This is a genomic window from Pedobacter planticolens (assembly GCF_014172375.1).
Taxonomy (GTDB): domain Bacteria; phylum Bacteroidota; class Bacteroidia; order Sphingobacteriales; family Sphingobacteriaceae; genus Pedobacter; species Pedobacter planticolens.
In genome coordinates this window covers 2,058,917-2,080,917 of the sequence record NZ_WNXD01000001.1, presented here as the reverse complement: position 1 = coordinate 2,080,917, position 22,001 = coordinate 2,058,917, and the positions used below count along the sequence as shown (strand labels likewise).

24 protein-coding genes are annotated in these 22,001 nt (G+C 33.4%); 7 read left to right on the top strand and 17 right to left on the bottom strand.

Annotated elements, in window-relative coordinates:
* Nucleotides 1-123: 123 nt before the first annotated feature.
* From GM921_RS08585 to cmk, 5 genes are all read right to left on the bottom strand, one after another.
* Nucleotides 124-840, bottom strand: a complete 717-nt coding sequence (locus GM921_RS08585) for an SH3 domain-containing protein (RefSeq protein WP_182922185.1) — start codon at nucleotides 838-840, stop codon at nucleotides 124-126.
* Nucleotides 841-964: 124 nt separating this feature from the next.
* Nucleotides 965-2,452 (bottom strand): TPM domain-containing protein, encoded by a 1,488-nt coding sequence (locus GM921_RS08580; RefSeq protein WP_182922184.1) that lies wholly within the window; start codon nucleotides 2,450-2,452, stop codon nucleotides 965-967.
* A gap of 72 nt (nucleotides 2,453-2,524) precedes the next feature.
* On the bottom strand, nucleotides 2,525-2,929 hold the full coding sequence (locus tag GM921_RS08575) for a GNAT family N-acetyltransferase (protein ID WP_182922183.1): 405 nt from the start codon (nucleotides 2,927-2,929) through the stop codon (nucleotides 2,525-2,527).
* Between the two features lie 28 nt (nucleotides 2,930-2,957).
* On the bottom strand, nucleotides 2,958-3,794 hold the full coding sequence (locus GM921_RS08570) for a 3-keto-disaccharide hydrolase (RefSeq protein WP_182922182.1): 837 nt from the start codon (nucleotides 3,792-3,794) through the stop codon (nucleotides 2,958-2,960).
* Between the two features lie 69 nt (nucleotides 3,795-3,863).
* Nucleotides 3,864-4,547: a (d)CMP kinase gene (gene cmk / locus GM921_RS08565; RefSeq protein WP_182922181.1), complete on the bottom strand. Its 684-nt coding sequence runs from the start codon at nucleotides 4,545-4,547 to the stop codon at nucleotides 3,864-3,866.
* 108 nt (nucleotides 4,548-4,655) lie between these two features.
* Here cmk and arfB point away from each other — a divergent pair, with 108 nt between their 5' ends.
* Nucleotides 4,656-5,066: an alternative ribosome rescue aminoacyl-tRNA hydrolase ArfB gene (arfB, locus tag GM921_RS08560; protein WP_182922180.1), complete on the top strand. Its 411-nt coding sequence runs from the start codon at nucleotides 4,656-4,658 to the stop codon at nucleotides 5,064-5,066.
* A 31-nt stretch (nucleotides 5,067-5,097) separates the two neighbouring features.
* On the opposite strand, the gene GM921_RS08555 is transcribed toward arfB, so the two are convergent.
* Both GM921_RS08555 and lon read right to left on the bottom strand, forming a co-directional pair.
* Complete coding sequence (locus tag GM921_RS08555) at nucleotides 5,098-6,051, bottom strand: lipid A deacylase LpxR family protein (protein WP_182922179.1); 954 nt, start codon at nucleotides 6,049-6,051, stop codon at nucleotides 5,098-5,100.
* Between the two features lie 4 nt (nucleotides 6,052-6,055).
* Nucleotides 6,056-8,527, bottom strand: coding sequence for an endopeptidase La (gene lon / locus GM921_RS08550; RefSeq protein WP_182922178.1), 2,472 nt, complete (start codon nucleotides 8,525-8,527; stop codon nucleotides 6,056-6,058).
* A gap of 305 nt (nucleotides 8,528-8,832) precedes the next feature.
* Between lon and GM921_RS08545 the strand changes: the two genes are divergently transcribed.
* Nucleotides 8,833-9,459 carry a tetratricopeptide repeat protein gene (locus GM921_RS08545; RefSeq protein ID WP_182922177.1) on the top strand — a complete coding sequence of 209 codons (627 nt, stop codon included), beginning with the start codon at nucleotides 8,833-8,835 and terminating at the stop codon, nucleotides 9,457-9,459.
* 198 nt (nucleotides 9,460-9,657) lie between these two features.
* Here GM921_RS08545 and GM921_RS08540 read toward each other — a convergent pair whose 3' ends face one another.
* The 8 genes from GM921_RS08540 to gpmI all read right to left on the bottom strand — a co-directional run bounded on the left by GM921_RS08540 (nucleotide 9,658) and on the right by gpmI (nucleotide 14,797).
* Nucleotides 9,658-10,224 (bottom strand): DUF4256 domain-containing protein, encoded by a 567-nt coding sequence (locus GM921_RS08540; RefSeq protein ID WP_182922176.1) that lies wholly within the window; start codon nucleotides 10,222-10,224, stop codon nucleotides 9,658-9,660.
* 11 nt (nucleotides 10,225-10,235) lie between these two features.
* A complete protein-coding gene (locus GM921_RS08535; RefSeq protein WP_182922175.1) occupies nucleotides 10,236-10,814 on the bottom strand; it encodes a YdeI/OmpD-associated family protein in 579 nt (192 codons plus the stop codon).
* A 5-nt stretch (nucleotides 10,815-10,819) separates the two neighbouring features.
* Complete coding sequence (locus tag GM921_RS08530) at nucleotides 10,820-11,203, bottom strand: DoxX family protein (RefSeq protein WP_182922174.1); 384 nt, start codon at nucleotides 11,201-11,203, stop codon at nucleotides 10,820-10,822.
* 7 nt (nucleotides 11,204-11,210) lie between these two features.
* Entirely contained in the window at nucleotides 11,211-11,678 is a 468-nt protein-coding gene (locus tag GM921_RS08525) for an SRPBCC domain-containing protein (protein ID WP_182922173.1), read from the bottom strand.
* 6 nt (nucleotides 11,679-11,684) lie between these two features.
* Entirely contained in the window at nucleotides 11,685-12,008 is a 324-nt protein-coding gene (locus GM921_RS08520) for an ArsR/SmtB family transcription factor (RefSeq protein ID WP_182922172.1), read from the bottom strand.
* A gap of 233 nt (nucleotides 12,009-12,241) precedes the next feature.
* Complete coding sequence (locus GM921_RS08515) at nucleotides 12,242-12,430, bottom strand: hypothetical protein (RefSeq protein WP_182922171.1); 189 nt, start codon at nucleotides 12,428-12,430, stop codon at nucleotides 12,242-12,244.
* 322 nt (nucleotides 12,431-12,752) lie between these two features.
* Entirely contained in the window at nucleotides 12,753-13,277 is a 525-nt protein-coding gene (locus tag GM921_RS08510) for a hypothetical protein (protein ID WP_182922170.1), read from the bottom strand.
* Nucleotides 13,277-14,797 carry a 2,3-bisphosphoglycerate-independent phosphoglycerate mutase gene (gene gpmI / locus GM921_RS08505; protein WP_182922169.1) on the bottom strand — a complete coding sequence of 507 codons (1,521 nt, stop codon included), beginning with the start codon at nucleotides 14,795-14,797 and terminating at the stop codon, nucleotides 13,277-13,279. Before gpmI ends, GM921_RS08510 begins: the two co-directional genes overlap by 1 nt.
* Before the next feature lie 175 nt (nucleotides 14,798-14,972).
* On the opposite strand from gpmI, the gene GM921_RS08500 reads away from it, so the two are divergent.
* From GM921_RS08500 to GM921_RS08485, 4 genes are all read left to right on the top strand, one after another.
* Entirely contained in the window at nucleotides 14,973-15,371 is a 399-nt protein-coding gene (locus GM921_RS08500) for a DUF4783 domain-containing protein (RefSeq protein WP_182922168.1), read from the top strand.
* A 45-nt stretch (nucleotides 15,372-15,416) separates the two neighbouring features.
* Nucleotides 15,417-16,259: a carboxylating nicotinate-nucleotide diphosphorylase gene (nadC, locus tag GM921_RS08495; RefSeq protein ID WP_182922167.1), complete on the top strand. Its 843-nt coding sequence runs from the start codon at nucleotides 15,417-15,419 to the stop codon at nucleotides 16,257-16,259.
* A 52-nt stretch (nucleotides 16,260-16,311) separates the two neighbouring features.
* Nucleotides 16,312-16,959 (top strand): glycerol-3-phosphate 1-O-acyltransferase PlsY, encoded by a 648-nt coding sequence (gene plsY, locus GM921_RS08490; RefSeq protein ID WP_182922166.1) that lies wholly within the window; start codon nucleotides 16,312-16,314, stop codon nucleotides 16,957-16,959.
* Nucleotides 16,960-17,051: 92 nt separating this feature from the next.
* Nucleotides 17,052-17,864 (top strand): M48 family metallopeptidase, encoded by an 813-nt coding sequence (locus GM921_RS08485; RefSeq protein WP_182922165.1) that lies wholly within the window; start codon nucleotides 17,052-17,054, stop codon nucleotides 17,862-17,864.
* Between the two features lie 179 nt (nucleotides 17,865-18,043).
* Here GM921_RS08485 and GM921_RS08480 read toward each other — a convergent pair whose 3' ends face one another.
* Nucleotides 18,044-19,294 (bottom strand): anthranilate synthase component I family protein, encoded by a 1,251-nt coding sequence (locus GM921_RS08480; RefSeq protein WP_182922164.1) that lies wholly within the window; start codon nucleotides 19,292-19,294, stop codon nucleotides 18,044-18,046.
* Nucleotides 19,295-19,371: 77 nt separating this feature from the next.
* On the opposite strand from GM921_RS08480, the gene GM921_RS08475 reads away from it, so the two are divergent.
* Nucleotides 19,372-19,764, top strand: a complete 393-nt coding sequence (locus GM921_RS08475) for a hypothetical protein (protein WP_182922163.1) — start codon at nucleotides 19,372-19,374, stop codon at nucleotides 19,762-19,764.
* Between the two features lie 48 nt (nucleotides 19,765-19,812).
* On the opposite strand, the gene GM921_RS08470 is transcribed toward GM921_RS08475, so the two are convergent.
* Nucleotides 19,813-21,912, bottom strand: coding sequence for an ATP-binding protein (locus GM921_RS08470; RefSeq protein WP_182922162.1), 2,100 nt, complete (start codon nucleotides 21,910-21,912; stop codon nucleotides 19,813-19,815).
* Between the last annotated feature and the right edge of the window lie 89 nt (nucleotides 21,913-22,001).

Sequence of the window (22,001 nt, the reverse complement as noted above, 5' to 3'; positions counted from 1 at the left end):
AAGCAATACCTGTATTTCAATTTATGTTGGTCCCGCTTTTCGCTTTACTCGCTACGCTTCGTGCTCGCTACAATCGGGTTTAGAGAACAAAAACAGTGCTAAAAACCATCATCGCATAGGGCTTTACTTCTTATGATAAACTGCTTTCGTAAATCCTTCGCCAATTAATGTGTGCTCATCCAAAATCATTAATAAAATGATATTCTCTTGTTGTTTCGTTTTAATCATATTGTCTTCGATAACATAAGGGGCAGTAAATAAGGTGTCTACATACGTATCTTGAATAATTACCGAATCTTTCGATTTAAAATCAAATGATAAATACTGAGAGTCGCTAGCACTTGTAAATTTACCGCTAATGGTTTTTTTAACCATAAAACCCACATAACAGAAATAACCAATTGCTATAACTATTATCGCAGAAATCACCATTAAGGGTTTATTATTCATTAAAAACTTAAAAATTAAGAATAACATGATAAGAAGTACAGCAGTAATTAAGCTTAAAAAAATGATGTTCGAATTGTCTTTACTAGTTTTTTGTTCAACTATAGGTTTTGTGACAGGTACTTGTTTAGCTGGAACAGCAGCAATTTTTGTGAGGTATTCGCTACTTACATAACCTTCACCATTGGTTACTTTAACTTTAAAATATTTGGTATTGGATGAATCTAAAACAGCAACATTCTCATTTTGCGGAATAAACCCAATTATTTTGCTCTTTGGATCGCTTGTTTCTCTAACATTTAATTTATCTGCCTTAACCTTGTACATATCTTGAGCACTTAAGCTTAAGGAAATAAAAAGGAGAACAATTGGAAGGAAAAAGTTTTTAGTCATACTGTTAGATAGTTATGTAATCGTTAAAAATTCTGCTAATATCGGAGTAATACTATAGAAATCTTAATTTTTACTAATCTAAAGTTAACAACACGTGAGAATAAAAGTTTTACGAGTTTAAACTTTACCAACTCCCGCCTGCACCACCACCGCTACTACTTCCTCCGCCAAAACTGCCACTACTTGATGAGGATGAACTACCCGACGACGAACTACCAAATGAAGAACTAGATGAACTTGATTTGAGGAGTTTGGGCAAAGTCACCATCTTTATAAATTCTTCATAATTACAATGTTCACATGATTTAACTTGCTTTGCTTCGCCAATCGAATTATAAGTTGCAGGTTCAATAGTATGTATTCTTGGTTTACTTAATGTTCTAAACTTACATTTAGGACATTCGTTAAAATCCTCATATTTTTCTGCTGGCCAAACTTTAATACTATGTTCTGTATGCGCTGTATTTTCCCAAATATCATAATCGTAAACCTTAATTAATTCTTCTCTACGCTGACCTTTAGTTAAAAATGGAGCACCTTCTCTATTTAAGTCTCTATCTAAGCGGATCATATCGTTTTTTTGGCTATCCTTAAGTGGTTTAAATCGATCTGCAGTTCTTGTTTTTTTAACAATTTGAAAGATGAAAGCAAATAGAATTAGAGGAGAGAAAAGCAATAACCAACAATTTCTTTTACGAAAAGAGCCCATTTCATTGAAAAAATTCTTGTCATCAAAGTGCTCTTGTCTTAATAATTTACTGTAAGCTATGTATTTAAAAAATAAGGCAATCGCCAATGCTGAGTAGATAATAATAGGTATATCTGCAAGACTCAACTTTGTAAATAAGTCAAAACTTTTAGTAAAAACGATGACAAATACCGAAACAAAGACAATGACAAATAGAATAGCGCATCCATTACTTAAGAAAAAACCAGATTCATTAAGTTTGCTTTTAATAATTCGTTGAGATTTTGGTATTTGATAATTGATTATTTTAAAAACTAAAAAGAAGAGTAAAAGTAATGCAACGCAATAACCTAATGTAAACTGCCATTGTTGATTTGATTTAACAACTTTTGCCATTAATCCATTTACCTCAGCTTGATTTGAGGTTTTGGTTAGTTTAGCTTCAATTTCATCAATAACAGCTAAAACACCATCGTCATATTGCCCTTTTTTAAATGCAGGAACTAGTAAGTTTTCTCCAGTTTGTTTGAGAAAAACATCAGGCAGTAAACCTTCTAAGCCAGAACCTGTAATAAAACGATATTTTTTTCTATCAATAGTGACAACTAATAATAAACCGTTATTGGCTTGTGCTTTTCCGATTTTCCAAGTATCGAAAAGCTCTTTTGCAAATTCGAAATCTTCTTTATCCTTGTCAAAATCATAGATGGCAACAATTGCAATTTCAACTTTGGTTTTCTTTTCAAACTCTGCAATACGCCGATTTAAAATATCAACATTGCTTAATATCCCATCAGGATTACTTACAAAATAATCTTGTCCAGCAGTTTTAGGATTTGGAATTTCATTAACAGTGTATACTTTTTGAGCAAATGATTGTGCGCCAAAACTTATAAATAAAAGTAGTAGAATTACTTTCTTCATAGGTAAATAAAATGAATTTAGTTTGGCTTATTACGCTAGATGGGAAGTTTTATTATATGCTTAAAATTGGCTTTACTTCCATTCGGCTCGGTCTATAATAAAACTGCTTTCCTGTTTTTTGAATCCAATTTTTGGATAATATTCTAGTGCTGTCGGAACTGATAAAAGTAATATCATAGATTGCTCTCCAACTTTTTCTTTGGTGAGGTTAATCAGTGTTTTACCTATTCCATCTTTTTGGTATTCTTTTCTAATGGCAAGATCTGCCAAATAGCAACTCCAAACCCAATCAGTAATGCAGCGTGAAACCCCAATCAATAAATCACCATCCCAAGCAGTTACTATCAAATTAGAATTGTCGAACATTTTCTGAATCCTTTCCTTATCATGCGTTGGTCTAGGTAAACCTGCATTATCATACAATTCAATAATCAGATCAGCATTAGGGCGTTCTTCAAAGCTATATGTGATGTCCATCGAGAAAATGAGTTAATTCAATAAAATTTTATTTAAGCAACTCACCAATCTTTTTATCCAATTTTACTTTATTTTTCTCATAAGGAGCCAAATCAAACAAAGCAACTTTTCTAAACTCAATAGGATGACTTTCGCTTTGCAAAGAAATAAAACCTTCAGTTAGTCTTTTTCCATCTATTTTAACTTTCGGATCGTAATTTGAAACATTTCCACCACCAATTTGAGGTTTGGTATATGTTAACACCAGTTCATTATTCACAAAATGTTTAATCACAGAATCGCCCAAAACTAAAAACTCAGCCGTAACCCATTGCTCACCATGAAAAGTCTTTGAATTTGATTCTAAACAATGCGCCATGGTTAATTTATCGTCCATGTAAATCGTTGTTCCAGGTGTGCATACGTTGCTAGTATGACGCTCATGTACGCCATCGCCACCTAATATTTGCCCTTCAATAGAAATAGGAAAATCTTGATTTTTGAGCATGGTTTTTGGATCTTGGCAATGCAACATCGCTCCACTGTTTCTTAAAGCCCAACCTTCACCACCTTTAACTTGGTCGCCCACAAAGCGATATTCTACCTTTAATAAGTAATAAGAAAAAGGTTTTTTGTAAAAAATATGTCCGTATTGTTGATTAAATTCTTTGTAGCCATCGTAGCTCACTTTCATCACACCGTTTTCTACGCGAAAAGTATTGGCAAAATTATCACCAACCTCATGTTTGGAAATTTTAACGGTCCAATCTTTAAGATCTTTTCCATTAAATAAATTTATCCAACCTTTTTGTTGAGCTTGTAAAGTACTATTGCAAAGTAATAATGCAACTAACGCGATTGATTTTAGAAAATAATTGAATTTCATAAGGCATCTTAATTTGCACGTAAAATACCAATTTATTTAAGAATTTAATACAGAAATAATGAATGGAAACTAAATTTTTTCTAAAAAGGGTTTAACCTTTTCTAAAGCAAAATCAAGTTGTTCTTCTTGAGTAAGCTCGGTATTGTCTAAAATAGTGGCATCTTCTGCTCTAACCAAAGGACTTTCTTTGCGAGTCGTATCTGCATAATCGCGATGAGCTAGATTTTCGAAAACTTCTTCCAAAGTGGTCACATTATCACCTTTTGATAATAACTCTTTATATCTACGTTCTGCTCTAATTTTTGGGTCGGCAGTCATGAAAAATTTAACTTGAGCATCAGCAAATACAGCAGTACCAATATCACGGCCATCCATAACAATGTTTTTAGATTTGCCCATGCGCTGTTGTTGTTTTACCATATCGTGGCGCACTAATTTATTGGCAGATACTTCACTAACATTTTCAGATACTGGCATTTGTCTAATTTCTTCAGAAACTTCTTCGCCATTTAAGGTAATATGAGATTCGTAATCTCGAGCATGGAAATTTAACTCGATATGCTGTAATGCATCTTTTACTGATTCTTCATTGTTGATATCAACTTTGTTGCGAATAAAAAATAAGGTTACCGCTCTGTACATCGCACCGCTATCGATATATATAAAATCTAATTTTTTAGCTAAGGCTTTTGCCAAGGTACTTTTTCCGCAAGAAGAATAGCCATCAATTGCTACAACTAGATTTTTTCTCATGTTGCACAAAGATAATATTTTGAATTTATTTTTATCAAAAGCTTTTTACAAGAAATCAACTTTTAATTATTGTGATTTAAAATAAATTATTTAGTCTTAATTTGCATCATGATACCGGTTAAAGAAGAATTAATTAAGGAAGTAATTTTTAAAACATCGCGAAGCGGTGGTAAAGGAGGACAAAACGTTAATAAGGTTTCGAGCAAAGTAGAACTGATATTTAATGTTGCAAATGCTTCTTTTTTATCCGAAGAAGAAAAAACTTTACTGCAAGAAAGATTATTGAATAGATTAGATACAGAAGGCAATTTGCATATTGTTTCTCAAGAGGATAGGAGTCAGCTTTTAAACAAACAAAGAACGCTTATTAAGCTGACGAATTTATTAACTAAATCTCTGCAAGTGCAGAAAAAACGTAAGCCTACCAAAATTCCTAAAGGGGTAATTGAGAAAAGATTAAATAATAAATCAATTACTTCTTCAAAAAAGGAAAATAGAAAAAAGCCTGGACTAGATTAGTCTGGGCTTTTAAATATCTTGAAAAATCCTTTTAATTAAACCTATAAAACATAGAAATTGTACCGTATTGATGTGCTTTCGCTGTACTTTTTATTTCTTTTGATTTAAATAGTACACCAAAATCAAATGTAAAACGAGGTGTGCTGTAATTAAAACCTAATTGCTGTGCAAATACCAAAGGCTTGGTTTTAAAAGTTACCGGACTATCATCGTTAAACATACTTCCTTGAATAGTTGCATCGTAAGCAACTACGTTAAGTTGCGGTTTAGCATAAAAAAACAATTCGTTCTTTACCAATTTAGCTGTTTTCGCATTGTTGCTAATTGCACTATTTGTGTAAGAAGAATTAAATAACTGATTAATATTCCCCGCTCTAAATAAAACGCCAACTCCTGCGCCACTAAAAGTTGTACCTACATTGGCATATCCTTCTAATGAGAAATCTAAATCATTTTTTGCAGAGCGATGTAATAATTGCGTGTATTGAGCCGAAAGATTAACAGCTAATTCGTTTTTAATTTGATATTGCCAGCCATCAATGGTGTAAAAACCAACAATATCATGTAATAATTTCTGAGCATCTTCTCCTAATGCATCTGGTCCAACAGTTCCAACTTCTAATCCAGCTTTTAAAATTCGCTCGTTTTTATAGAAGAAATTTACATTTCCACCTGCATATAAATAACCTGCAAACGGACGATCTTGCTTAGTTGGATCAGGTACATAGCCCGAAATAGGGTTATACATTTTCTGACCAGCAGAAATCTCATAAGTTACTTTTTCTAATTTTTCACCTAGTTTTTGTTGGTCTGTAGCATGACGAAAATAAATAAACAAACCATTTGTGTAATAACGATCCTGTCCGTAAAAAAGATAAGCATCATTATCACTTTTAAAACCGAACTCATTTTTAAAAGTTTGAGCAAAACTACTTGCGCCAAATAAAAATAACGCAACAAATAATAAGGACAGTTTTAATCGCATTGGCTTAATTAGTTACAATTGGTTTTTTAATGCTCAAATCTTGTGCGTTTTTCACTTTATCTTTCATCAAAGCTAAATCAATAACCTCTCTCATTTCACTAACATAATGAAATTTCAGATCTTTTATATAATCTTCTTTAATTTCTAAAATATCTTTTCGGTTAGATTTACATAAAATGATTTCCTTAATATTCGCTCTTTTTGCAGCCAATATTTTCTCTTTAATACCGCCAACTGGCAATACTTTTCCACGAAGTGTGATTTCACCTGTCATGGCCAAATTAGATTTTACTTTACGTTGTGTAAATGCAGATGTTAATGCGGTAAGCATGGTAATACCTGCAGATGGACCATCTTTTGGTGTAGCACCAGCGGGCACGTGTACATGTATATCAAACTGATCAAATAAGGCATTATCAATTCCAAACAAACCAGCATGAGCTCGTAAATAAGCTAAAGCGATAATTGCAGATTCTTTCATTACATCGCCTAAATTACCAGTTAAGGTTAATTTTCCTTTACCTGGGCTTAAACTTGCTTCGATAAACAAAATATCTCCACCAACAGAAGTCCATGCTAAACCAGTAACCACACCAGCTACTTCATTGCCTTCGTATAAATCTTTATCGTAAATGGGAGCGCCCAAAATGCGTTCTACATCTTCTAAATTCAATGCAGGCTCATACGTTTCTTCCATTGCAATTTTGGTAGCAATACCACGTACCAACGAACCAATTTTCTTTTCTAAACCACGCACACCACTTTCACGGGTATAATCTTCAATTACTTTTTCAATTAATGAAGTTTTAAGTGAAATGTCTTTCGATTTTAAACCATGCTGCTCTTTTTGTTTCGGCAACAAATATTTTTTAGCAATTTCTATCTTTTCTTCAATCGTGTAACCATTTACTTCAATAATTTCCATACGATCTAAAAGTGCAGGTTGTATGTTGCTTAATGAATTCGCGGTAGCGATGAATAATACATTCGATAAATCGTAATCTGCTTCTACATAATGATCGTTAAAAGCACTGTTTTGTTCAGGATCTAAAACTTCTAGCAAAGCTGATGAAGGGTCTCCTCTAAAATCTGAACCTACTTTATCAATCTCATCCAATACAAAAACCGGATTTGCTGCGCCAGCTTTTTTAATAGACTGAATAATTCTACCTGGCATGGCACCGATATATGTTTTTCTATGACCACGAATTTCGGCTTCATCTCTAATGCCGCCCAACGCCATACGTACATATTTACGGTTAATCGCTTTTGCAATAGATTTACCTAATGATGTTTTCCCAACTCCTGGAGGGCCAACTAAACACAAAATAGGGGCTTTCATGTCTCTTTTTAATTTCAAAACAGCCAAATACTCTATAATACGTTGTTTTACTTTTTCTAATCCAAAGTGATCTTTATCTAAAATGCGTTGAGCACGTTTTAAATCGAAATTATCTTTAGTAAAATCATTCCAAGGTAAATCGAGTAACAACTCCAAATAATTCATTTGTATAGAATAATCTGGTGCTTGCGGATTCATCCTCCCTAATTTCTCTAATTCTTTACCAAAATGATCGGCAACTTGTTTAGCCCATTTTTTCTTTTTAGCACGAGCTTCTAAGGCATCATATTCTAAATCAGATGAATTGCCACCTAATTCTTCCTGAATGGTTTTTAACTGCGCATTTAAAAAATAATCGCGTTGTTGTTTATCTAAATCGGTACGAACTTTAGATTGAATTTGGTTTTTAAGCTCCAACATCTGTAATTCAGTAGTTAAAAGCTCCATTACCATTTCGGCACGTTTACGCAAATTGCCCATTTCGAGCATTTTCTGTTTATCAGCCACATCTGCATTCATGTTTGAAGAGATGAAATTGATTAAGAAAGAAGTGCTCTCTATATTTTTTAACGCAATACCTGCTTCACTCGGAATATTTGGCGAAAGCTGAATAATTTGAGATGACATCTCTTTAATGGATGCCACTAAGTTTTTAAATTCTTTATCCGCTTTATGCTTTGATTCAGCAAATTTTGCAATAATTACTTTGATATAAGGTTCTGACTGAACTTCTTCTACCAATTGAAAACGTTGTTTACCTTGAATGATAACAGTCGTATTACCATCGGGCATTTGTAGCATTTTAATAATTTGTGCTACCGTACCAACGCTGTTTAATTGCTCAAAAGTTGGGTCTTCTATGGATACATCGCGTTGCGAAACCACACCAATAATTTTATCGCCTTTGTAGGCTTCTTTTATTAGTTTGATAGATTTATCTCTGCCTACAGTAATAGGAATTACTACACCTGGGAATAAAACAGTATTTCTAAGCGGTAGTATGGCCAATATTTCTGGCGTTTCTTCATTATTCATCTCATCTTCGTCTTGTTGAGACATTAATGGGAAGAACTCGGTATCTTCATTTATTATGGGTAATGCGTGACTAAAATCAAATTGATCTTGTTTGCTCATTTAGTAGGCCTTTTAAAATAGTATAAAACGACAAACTGACAGCCTTGCCGTTAAAAAAGTATTAATTCTGTATTAAGGGATATATTTTCAACTCTTGTGCCAAAAACAAAAACATGAGTTGTGCCTGTTAAAAAGTCAGCCTAAAAAATATTGTTTGCACTTATCATATTTAAGCTAATTTAGCGTTTACCTTAATATTTACAAATGGTATGATAGTTGCAATAGACCTGTTATATTAAAAACTACGACACTATTTATTGCTCTTTTGTTAGAGATTTTGTACTTTTAACTAAATAAAACGCTTAATGGATTATCTTAAAAAAACATTTTTATTACTATTTATAGTTTCAGCTGCTGGTTCTTCATATGCCCAAGGCAATTATGAGAAAATGGGTACACAAGCGTGGATGAAAGGGGATTATAAAACCGCAGTAAGTCAGCTAGAGAAAGCAGATAATGCAGACCCGAATAATGTAAACGTGTTAAGAATGCTAGCGTATTCAAATTTTCAGTGTGGAGATTTTGAAAGCGCAATTACAGCTTACAGTCGTTTAATTGTTTTAAAACCAGGCGATTATTCTGCCTACTATTATCGCGGTAAAGCGAGATTAAATATTGCGAATTTGCCTAAGGAATCACTTAATCAGATGAGGGATAACTTTTATACATCTGCAATAAAAGATTTTTCTAAAGCAATTGAAATAAATGGCGAGGAGGATACGCAGATTTTACAAAATAGAGGTATTGCCTATAAGGATTATGCTATTTTTAAATCGTACAAGATTAAAAAGGCAGCAGAAAAGCCACCAGTTGTAGCGTTATTTAATAACTCTATTGCCGATTTTCAGAAAGTATTAACCATACAGCCTTTACGAAAAGATATTATTTCTTTAATTGATTACGTAAAAGCACAAATTACTAGCTTGAAATAAAAAGTTTAAAACATATAAATAGAAAAGTCCTCGAAATTTTCGAGGACTTTTTTTGTTAGGGATGCAATCATTGCGTCATTGCGAGGTACGAAGCAATCTTTCATGCGTGAAAGATTGCTTCGCCCGATGAAAAATCGGGACTCGCAATGACGAAACAAGCAAAGAAATATCATTTATTAATCGAACTCAGTTTAATAGCTAAACTTTTAACCATCCCCGAAAACCTCTTGCCGCATAATACGAATCTGCACCATTATGATATAGAAATACTGTATTATAACGACGATCGCAAAACAATGCACCACCCAATTTTCTAATAGATTCTGGTGTGATAATCCAACTTGATGTTTTTGTATCGAAATTTCCAAGTTGTTGTAATTCTCTGTATTGTTCTTCTGTTAAAAGCGTAATCCCCATATCAGTTGCCATTTCAATAGCGCTATTTTTGGGTTTATGTTCTTTTCTTGCTTCTAATGCCTGATGATCATAACAAATACTTCTGCGGCCTTTCGGGCTTTCTGCTGAACAATCGTAAAAAATATATTCATCGGTTTTTTTATCATAGCCAACAACATCTGGTTCGCCACCAGTTATTTCCATTTCATCTAATGACCACATTTTCTTGCTATTTGTTTTTAGCTTCGCTTGAACTTTAGCCCATTCCAAACCTTGATGGCGGTTCATATTTTTCTCAAAGCGAGTTTTTAATGTTGCAAGTAGTTCCGCCTGTTGTTCTGATGATAATTCTTTTTTAATGCTATTCATGTGTTCCTAATTTAATCATTCAATCCTTTTCCTTCAAAAATTTGAGGTATACTTTTTTCAACTCTTGTTTCGCGAGTTTTAGCTTGTTTAGGTGCAGAAAAATACAACAGATATCCTCTTTGTCGGCCTGGTGTTAAGGCATTAAAAGCAATTTTTAAAGCAGGAATTTCATCCAACTTATGTTGAAACTCCTTAGAAATAGGAAATTCAGTAGTCTTTTTAAATTCGGCTTTCAGCCCCGCTTTTTCTATTTCAATGGCTTCAAAAATATAAGCTTTCAAAATGGCCTTCGCATCAATTATTTCTCGAACATTGGTAAACCGAATTTGACGAGCCACTTGTACATTTTTACTTTGTTGAATTAACATCCCGTTAGGATCTTTTAACAACACGCCTTTAAAAAATAAATACGCACAATATTCTTTAAAATCATGAATTAAAACGATGTTGCTTTTTTGAAATGTATAGCATGGAACGCCCCATTTCAATTCTTCAGTCAAGCCACAATCCAAAGCAATTGTTCTTAATTGCAACAATTCCTCTTGCCATTTCGTAGCCTTATTAAAATAAAAATCAACTTTAGGATTCATGTTTTTTAATTAACGGTTACAGTTTTTCTATCCGCTGGTCTAAAATACCAAGATACTACGGTCAGAACGAGTAATAACGTTGGCCCAAAATATTCTTTAGCACCATCGCCAGCGGCTAAATGAGAAAAAATAGCTCCCGACATGGCAAAAAAGAAACCTGCATACGCCCATTCTTTTACTACAGGAAATTTAGGAATAAGTACGGATATAACCCCTAAAATTTTCCAAACCCCAAGTATAGTGAGCAAATAAATAGGGTAGCCTAAATGCGTAAACATAGCTACTTCCTCTTTCAATTGTAATACTTGCACTATTCCTGTCGATGCCATGCCTAAGGAAAGCCAAATGGTGGCAATCCAATAAAATATTTTAGTTGTTTTTGTTTTCATAACGATGTTATTTTTGGTGTTTACTTAAGATATCTTGTATTCGATTATGTGCCATATTTATACCTTGAGCAAAGGGTAAAGCAAGGATTTGATTTCTGAGTGCAACTGATTTGTATAGCACATGCATCGTGAGTTTGGAGGTATTATTAGTCAGTTTTTCGAAGGATAAAAATTCAAGTTGAACGCCAAATGGTGTGTTTTCCATTTCAAACGTTCTTGTAATTTTCTGGTTAGGAAAAAATTCGTGAATTACACCATTAAACAAATGTTTGTTCCCCTTTGGATCGGTTGTTTCATATTGATAACTGCCGTGATTTTTACTTTCCAGCTTTAATACTTTTGTTCCCATCCATTGTTCCACAATTTCAGGCTCTACATAAGCTTTAAAAAGTAAGTCCACTGGTAAATCAAATTCCCGTGTAATTACTAATTCTTGCTTATCATCCTCTGCGTTGATTTTTGTTTTTCGTTCCATACTCATCTATTTTTTATCCTGATAGGTTTTCATGATACTTTCTAGTTTATTAAATCGATCATCCCACATGTTGCGGAAAGGTTCAATAAAGTCAGCCACTTCTTTCATTTTTTTTGCATTAATGTGATAAGAAATTTCCCTTCCGTTTTGCTCTTGCTCCAACAATTCGCATTCGGTAAGTATTTGTAAGTGTTTGGAAACGGTCGGTCTAGCGGTGTCAAAGTTCGATGCGATTGCACCTGCCGTCATAGATTGTGAAGCAACTAATATCAGTATCGCCCTTCTTGTTGGATCTGCTATGGCTTGAAATACATCTCGTCTTAAATTCATTATGTAGTTATTTGACTACAAATATATATGTAGTTATTTAACTACGCAAATTTTTTATAAGATTTTTTTCTAGTGTGTTTTGCTAATGCTGCGCTTTCAGCGCATATGGGCACATTGTGATGCGTTATTGATGAATTGTCAACTGTTTTTAATGCATCTTCATATGAAGATGGATCATCTTCAACTGATTTTGTTGCATCTTCATATGAAGATAGACCATCTTCAACTGTTTTTTATGCGTCTTCATATGAAGATGTGTCATCTTCAACTGATTTTAGTGCATCTTCATATGAAGATGCATCATCTTCAACTGTTTTTGGTTCATCTTCATATGAAGATGAGTAATTGTTGTATGAAGATTGTTCATTGTCATATGACATTGAGTAATTGTCAACTGTTTTTGTTGCAATGTCATATGACATTTGATGAGTGTCAACTGAAGATTATTCCATGTTAATCGTTTCTAACGCTCGATACATTGAATTATAATTAACCGCAAAGGAAAAGGAGAGAAATGCAAAGAACACAGAGGGTTTTCTTATCTCTTACTCGTCATTCCCGTGAAAACGGGAACCACGAAGTGCTCAGCGTAGCTAATCGTAATGCGTAAAAAACTATTATTGCATTACGGTTCCCATCCGATAGCTATCGGATCGAGTTGGGAATGAAGAGCATGATGGAGATTGCTTCGTGCCTCGCAAAGACGAACAGTAATAAAAAAGCCACTCTTAAAGTGGCTTTCCTCTACTTAAACTTTCCAGTAATCTGATATTTCTTTTCGTCCATCAGCTTAATGTGCTGTGTCTTTTTAATTTGATATAAACTATCGGGGTAATAGCTTAAACTATCTTGCGATGTATATAAATTATTCGTGTTAGTTACGAATACCTTAATAGCCATCACTTTGTTGTCTTTATAAGTTATTTCTAGCTTTTTAACAGGAATTTTTTCGCTGTTTGAAGTATAAGTAGTTAAGCTATCTGTTTTTGCCAATTTAAAAGAACCTCTCCACGATGCTTTATTAATATCTGCATCTATAAATGAACTAAATTCTTTTTCCCAGTCTTTAATGAGCAGATTTTTTTCTTCGGCTTTGCCATTTACCAAAACAGCTTTATCAATAGGCTGATTTGCTTTTGTTAAACGTGTTGCTTCTTGTTTAAAATAGCTTTCTAAATCAAAATAAGATTTAGTTGCTATTTTATCTTGTTCTTTTAAAGTACAAGCACTGCAAAAAAGGACGAAACCAACAAAAAAGAGTTTCTTCATTATACTAAACAATTTCCTGTCATGATTTCTGGAATATCAATACCCATAATTTTTAAAACGGTAGGGGCAATGTCACCCAGTTTTCCATCGGCAATGGTTTTGTAATCCTCGTCAATTAAAATACACGGAACCAAATTCGTTGTGTGCGCCGTATTTACAGAACCATCGTTGTTAATCATAAACTCAGAATTACCATGATCTGCCAAAATAATAAACGAATAGCCATTGGCAACACCAGTTGTAACTACTTGTTCTGCACAAGCATCAGCAGTTTCTACCGCTTTTACCACTGCATTAAAAACGCCTGTATGTCCAACCATATCAGGGTTAGCAAAGTTTAAGCATACAAAATCTGGCCAACCACTTTCTAATTCTTTATTTATGGCTTCGGTAATTCCAGCCGCACTCATTTCTGGTTGCAAATCGTAAGTAGCCACTTTTGGCGAAGGAACTAAAATTCGTTTTTCATTTGTAAATTCCTTTTCTCTTCCGCCAGAAAAGAAAAATGTAACGTGAGGATATTTTTCCGTTTCCGCAATGCGGATTTGATTTTTATGGTTTGCTTCTAAAACTTCGCCCAAGGTATTAGAAAGATCGTCTTTAGTAAATACAACCTTTACATTTTCAAAACTTTCGTCGTACGTGGTCATAGTTACATAGTACAACGGCAATTTCTTCATGCCAAAATCTGGATAATCTTTTTGACTTAACACCGAAGTAATTTCCCGACCTCTATCTGTTCTGTAGTTAAAACAAATCACCACATCGTCTGCTTTAATGGTAGCGGTTGGAGTTCCGTCTGCATTGGTAATCACAATTGGTTTGGTAAACTCATCCGTAATACCTTCATTATATGATTTTTGGATAGCTTCTTCAGCATTGCTAGCTTTTTCGCCAATTCCATTTACCATTACATCATAGGCCAATTTCACTCGCTCCCAACGGTTATCCCTGTCCATTGCATAATAACGACCAATTAAGCTGGCAATTTTACCTGTAGCGGTTTTTAAATGGTTGTTTAAATCGGTAATAAAACCTAAGCCAGAGTTCGGGTCCGTATCTCTACCATCTAAAAAAGCGTGAATAAAAACATCTTTTAATCCTTTTTCATTAGCAGCATCACACAATGCTTTTAAATGATTAATGTGGGCATGCACACCTCCATTAGATACTAAACCTATAAAATGAACTGCTTTATTGTTTTCTTTTGCATAGTTAAAGGCATTTACCAAAATCTCATTGCTGTGCAAAGTTCTATCAGTAATTGCTTTGTTAATTCTACCCAATTCTTGATAAACCACTCTGCCTGCACCTAAATTCATGTGTCCAACTTCAGAGTTGCCCATTTGCCCAGCAGGTAAACCAACGGCTTCGCCTGATGCTTCGAGTTTAGAATTAGGATATTTTTTTAAAATAGAATCGAAAAAGGGAGTGTTGGCAATATAAGCAGCATCAGATTTATCTTTCTTTCCGTAGCCCCAGCCATCAAGAATTAATAGTACGAGTTTTTTAGCTTTCATTTTTAAATTTTTGTATTAGATACATTAGTTTCAACCAAAATAAATTAGGTTTTAACGAATGTAATTTATCACACAAATATAAACCTATTAGGGCTTTAATGGAAAGTTTTTAAACATTATGATATAATAAATGGCATGCTTTTGGCTAAAGATTGTTAGTTTTATAACACACATGATGAAACCGTTACTAGCGTTGATGCTTTTGCTCTTGCATTTTCCTTCAAATAATACTGCTCAGGCAGATATTATTGATGATTTATCTGTACACTTTAAGGTAGGCAACTCTAAAGAAATTGCTAAAAACTTCGCCGGATCTGTAGAATTAATTATTATTGATCAGGAAGATGTATACAGTAAAGCACAGGCCGAACAGATTTTGAGAGATTTTTTTGTAAAAAATTCACCTAATAAAATTGCGATAGTTCATCGTTTAAGCACTAACCCAAATTATCGTTTAGGGATATTTTCTTTAGGTACCAAAACTGGCAAGTTTAGGGTAACAATTACCTTAAAGAAAAACGTAGCTAATGCTTTCTTAATCACCGAATTAAGGATAGAACCTGATAAGGAATAGTATTTTAAGCAGTTAATTGCTAATTTTGATTTAAAATTTACTGTTTTGGATAAAAAATTAGTTGATCTATTTATCAAAAATGCGATTGCCGAAGATGTTGGCGATGGCGATCATACCTCACTTTCTACCATTCCTGCAAATGTACAGGGCAAAGCAAAGTTAATTGTAAAAGAAGATGGAATTTTAGCCGGAGTAGAACTGGCACTCGAAATTTTTAATCAGATAGATTCTTCTTTAAAAGTTAACGTTTTGATACAAGATGGCGCTGCGGTTAAGTACGGCGATATTGCTTTTACAGTTGAAGGAAGTACACATGCAATTTTATTGGCAGAAAGATTAGTGCTGAACTGTATGCAACGTATGAGTGGTATTGCGACAAAAACCAATCGCATTGTACATTTATTAAAACCATACAAAACACAAGTATTAGATACACGCAAAACGACACCAGGTTTACGCTATTTAGAAAAATGGGCGGTAAAAATTGGTGGAGGTGTAAATCATCGCATTGGTTTATATGATATGATTTTAATAAAAGATAATCATGTAGATTATGCTGGCGGAATTGCAAACGCGATTATCGCAGCAAACAATTATCTAAAACAAACGGGTAAAAACTTAGCTATAGAAATTGAGGTTAGAAACTTAGATGAATTAAATCAGGTTTTGGCTCAAGGAAATGTTGGTCGCATTATGCTGGATAATTTTGAATTACCCTTGTTAAAAGAAGCTGTTAATTTAATTGATGGCAGATTTACTACCGAAGCTTCTGGAGGTATTGTAGAGGAGAATGTTGCCCAATACGCGGCATGCGGTGTAGATTATATCTCGATGGGTGCCTTAACTCATTCTGTAAAAAGTTTAGATTTAAGTTTAAAAGCTGTTTAACCACGTAAATTCTACCGTCTTGAATCTGATTTTTTTAGTATAATTGTAGGTCATGATTTCGATCTATTCCATTTCAGCTTTAATTGCTGCTTATTTACTCGGTTCTATACCAACAGCAGTATGGTTAGGTCAGGCTTTTTATGGCGTTGACGTAAGAGAATACGGCAGTGGAAACGCTGGTGCAACAAATACCTTTAGGGTTTTGGGCAAAAAAGCTGGTATTGCCGTAATGTTCATCGATATTTTTAAAGGCTACACGGCAACAAATCTCGCTCATCTTATTGGGTTGTCTGTTACTGGACCGCAAAATTCTACTCAATTTGTAAACTATCAATTAGCGCTGGGTGTAATTGCGGTAATGGGACATTTATTTCCCGTTTTTGCCGGTTTTAGAGGAGGAAAAGGAGTTGCTACTCTATTTGGGATGGTTTTGGCCGTAAGACCAGAAGCTGCTATGTTGTGCGTTATTGTTTTTGTGACAATTTTATTAACTACAAAGTATGTATCGCTAAGCTCTATATGTGCAGGATTCACCTTTCCCATAAGTGTTGTATTTGTTTTTCAATCCTCAGTTAAGTCGGAAGTTTTATATGGAATATGTGTTTGCCTACTCATATTAGTTACCCATCAAAAGAATTTGGAAAGACTACTCAAAGGCAAAGAATCTAAAGTTTATCTTTTTAAGAAGAAACAGAGTTAAAAAACTTTTTCAAACTATCAGGCAAGATAATTGTTAGAAATAAATACTAACAGATAGTAACCTTAAAACGTTCTAAAAACTAAATATTTACCATGAAAAAATTAATGATTATAGGTTTTGCAACTGCTGTGTTGGCAATATCTTCTTGTTCTACAGTTCCATTAACTGGCAGAAGCAGATTAAGTTTAATAGACGACTCGCAATTGCAACAACAAGCGGCCATTGGATATGCGCAATTGTTAAGCGATCCAAGTACAAAGGTAGTTTCAACAAATTCTACTCAGACACAAATGGTAAAAAGAGTTGGAGCAAAAATTGCAGCTGCAGTAACTCAATATATGAACCAAAACGGTTACGGAGCGCAGATTCAAAATTATAAATGGGAATTTAATTTAATCGAAAGCAAGGAAATTAATGCGTGGTGTATGCCTGGAGGAAAAGTTGCTGTGTATACAGGTATTTTACCAATTACAAAAGATGAAGCTGGTTTAGCTACTGTAATGGGGCATGAAATTGCACATGCTATTGCACAACACTCTGCAGAACGTGCTTCTCAAATGGCATTGGCTCAAGTGGGTGGTGCAGCAGTTGGTGTAGCAACATCAAATAAATCGGAAACAACACAAGCAGTGGTTAATCAATTGTATGGAATAGGTGGACAATTAACCATTTTGAAATATGGTAGAAATCAGGAATTAGAAGCTGATAAAATGGGCTTGTCATTCATGGCTATGGCTGGATACAATCCATCTAATGCAGTAGGTTTTTGGCAAAGAATGTCTCAAGCTAGTTCTGGAGGTGCAAAACCACCAGCATTCTTAAGTACTCACCCAACGGATGAATCACGTATTGCACAAATTCAAAGAGATTTACCAGAAGCGATGAAATATTATAAAGGAAAATAAAAATAGTTGGAAAGTCGGAGAAGTCCGAAAGTCCGAAAAGATATAAAGTCTGAGAGAAGAAAGCTAGTACTTCTAGTAATCTACTTTCAGGCTTTTTTATTAGATTTTGAATTAAAAAACTTCCAACTTTTTGATTCTTATTTAACTTCCCGACTTTCGGACTTTTCTGACTTCCTGACTCAACTAAGTACTTTTAGAATAGCCGAAGCTTTTAACATACATTCTTCGTATTCCGCTTCGGCATTTGCTGCGTAGGTTATTGCACCACCAACTTGAAATGATAAATAATGTTCGGATGCATTGTATAAAATGCTACGGATGATGACATTAAAATCAAAATCTCCCGTTGGACTGATACAACCAAAAGAACCTGAAAAAGCCCCTCTTTTACTTTTTTCATAGGCATCTATCAACTGCATCGCTTTTATTTTTGGAGCGCCAGTCATTGATCCCATTGGGAATGTATTTTTAATGGCATCAATAAAATGTATCGAAGGATTAAGCTCACAACTAATTGTAGATATCATTTGATGAACCTGTGGGAAAGTATAAATTCCAAATAATTCATCAACTTTCACACTTCCTTGAACTGCACTTTTTGTTAAATCGTTCCGAACTAAATCTACGATCATAACATTTTCTGCTTGCTCTTTAATGTTCGATTTTAAAGCAATTTTAATTTGTTCATCCTCAACTGCATTACTACTTCTTTTTGCAGTGCCTTTAATGGGTTGAGAAATTAAACGATTGCCACGTTTGCATAAAAAACGTTCTGGCGTAGCCGATAAAATATAGTGATCGTAAATTTTAAAAAATCCAGCAAAAGGAGTGGGAGATAGCGCATTTAATTTGTTGTAAACTGCCAACGGATTTATTTTCGCATGGTTTGCAAAAAATTCCTGACAAAAATTGACTTCGTAAATATCACCTCGTTTAATGTGAGATTTTAATTTTTCTACTGTTGCGATGTAGGTTTCTTTATCAAACCGATTTTCAATTTTTAAATTAGATTTTGCAATAGGCCTATCAAGGTCAATACGATGAATGGTTTCAATAATCGAATTAGCCCCTTTAATTACTTTAATTTCATCGCCCTGCAAAGCAATTAAGTAAGTGGGAACGAAGAAAAATAAATCTGGGAAATTTAATTGATCTGTATGCTGAGAGCTTAAATCTTCAACTTCGTTTTTAAGTTCATAACTTAATAAACCGAACATCCAATCTTTGTGTTCCTCATAAAAAGAGTGAAGTTGTTGAAATGCATTTCCAGCAGGTGCTGATAAAGTTTGATCATTTCCAATAGCAATTAAACAATCGTACTGCGTATAAGGATCGCTATATTGATTGGAATCTAAACAACAACAAACTTCAAATGAAGCTGCCCATTGCAAGGCTTTTTGTTTAAATACATTAATTTCAGCGTTGTTCATTTGTTGGGGTAAAGGTAATTAAATGTTTATTTTTTATATCTTACCGACAGCATATATATTTATTGCGTTTTGCGCTTATGAATAAAGTTTTTCTATTATTTCTGCTATTTATAAGTTGCAATGGTATAACTGAAAAAACTATTTCAACAACTAATTATAAACATTTGATTATTAGAGAGCAGAGAAGTGTCGACATACTACATTTTTATCCTGCGGAAAAATTAGTTGCTCAGCATAAAAAAATCTATGATTTATATGTATGTAAGGAAGAAACAGGAACCATCATCTATATTTTTGATGAAATAAATAGAAATGAATCAGAAATTTATTATAAAAAGGGTGTTGTCCTAAATCCAGAAAATGTTAAGATAGACTATCCGAAAATGATAACTATTTCAGTGCCCAAAGATTTTATTTTAGAAAAAAATTCATTAATTGCATATGCAAATTTAACTTGGCTTTTAGATTAATCAACTTCTGCGTTGATTAAAGAACTCTGTAAGATTTAACAAACTACTTTAATCTAAAATTGAACTTAATAAATAAAATACTTCGTTTTTATTTAAGGGCTTTGAAATGTAATTTGTAAATCCGGCATTAATAATTTTGTCTTTATCTTCAAATGAAGAATAGGCAGTATTTGCAATTATTGGTAGGTTTTGATTAAACTGTCTTATTAATTCAAATGCTTCAAAACCATTCATTACTGGCATTTTAATATCCATAAAAACTAAATCAATAGCGGTATTATTTTTACAAATTTCAACGGCTTCGTTTCCATTTACCGCCCTTAAAATTTTATAATTTTTTAATTGAAGTATTCTTTCCAGCAACAAAAAGTTAATGTTATCATCTTCCGCAATTAATATAGTTTTGTTTTCTCCGCCACTTAGTTTTTTGTTAGTTGCAATTGCATCTATCTCGAATGTGGTATCGTCATATTTTAACGGTAATGTAATTGTAAAGGTAGAACCAATTCCTGGTAATGATTTTACAGCAATATGCCCACCCAATAATTCTACATAAGCTTTTGTAATAGATAGCCCTAAGCCTAACCCAGTTAATTCTATCGAAAACTCATCTTCAATACGTCTAAATCTATCGAAAATGATTTTTATGTTGTTTTCATCAATACCTAAACCCGAATCTTCAACCCATATTTCTAAAGATTTAGCTTCTTCATTTACCTTGTAGCCAACAGAAACGTATCCTTTTTTGGTGAATTTAATAGCGTTGGTAATTAAGTTTGTTAAAATCTGGGTGAGTTTAATTTCATCTGTAAGGATTTTTCTTTTTAGCGGTTCAGTGTTTTCATGAATGGAAAACTGTATTTCCTTTTCTTCTGGAATGGTTACTTTAATCGCATGGTGCAATTCTAAAATGCATTTATCTAGATCTAAAGAAGAATAATTTGGGGTAATTTGCTTCGAATCAATTTTAGACATTTCTATTAAATCTTCAATAATTGAAATCAAATTTTTTCCGCTATGTCTAATGATTTTTAAGTAATCATCTCTGTCTTTTTGATTTAAATTAGAATCGCCGAGTAGCTCACTAAATCCCATAATGGCATTCATGGGTGTTCTAATTTCATGAGATAAATTTGCTAGGAATGAAGATTTTAGCATATCACTTTCTTCTGCCTTTTCTTTAGCTATCTCTAATTGCTTTTTCTGCTTAGTATTTTCTTCAAAAAGATTACCGATATGTTTAAACTCTCCATGTGCCTTTTTTAAGCTCGACATAGAATTTTCATCCTCTTTTTCTAAGATGTTGGTAATGAGTTTTATCGGCTTGTAAACCCATCTTCTGTAATAGTAAAAGTAGATTAGGAAGTTTAAAACTGTTGCAATAATTATAATGAAGAGTATTTTTTTTGTGTTATAAAAGTTTAAATTGAATGGACGTTCAAAACTCAAATTGGCAACTACCTCATTTTTCCAATCTTTTAAATTTAGATCGACTTCAATAGCATTTCCATCAGCTGGGCTCAAGTAATTTTTATCCGTTATTTTAATTGTTGAGCTAGATATTTTCTCCAAATGTTGAATAAAATTGTGATTTAAGAGTCGAGCCATAAAAAAATAACCTGATGGTTCTGTTTTGTTCTTTTTAGGATCATTTGATGGATGTATGGTAGCGCCAAAAACTTCAACAACACCTTCGGGCAATTTCAAATAAAATCTAACCAGCCTCGATTTATGAAGTGCTGGCATAATTTGCTTAGGAATAAAATCTATAGATTTCAGTTCTGATGAAGTGGTTTTCGCCAACAATTCATGGTTTAACCCAAAAACACCAATATAATCTACATCATAAGTTGGAAATTCTTTCTCAATATATTGTTTATACCATTTTTGGTCTTTTTTTGCTGTAAACTCTACTAATTCATCCCAAAAAGTAACATCTATAATTGCGCTAATATGGGGTTTAGAGTTTAATTCAAATATCGAATTGGCTTCGTTGTGGTATTCTTTATAAGCAGATTTATAGACTTCTCTTTCTTGTTTTTTAGTATAGAAGTAAAGGAATAAATAAAGTAGGAAAAATAATGCAGTAGTACTGATTATCAATAAAAGCAACCGATAATAAGTATTCAGGTTTGAGAGAATTCGCATTAATTTAAGGTTTGACTTCAAAAAATAAATATAATAGATAAAATCTTAAATATTTATAAATGACCTGTTTATTATGGTTGATAATGCAA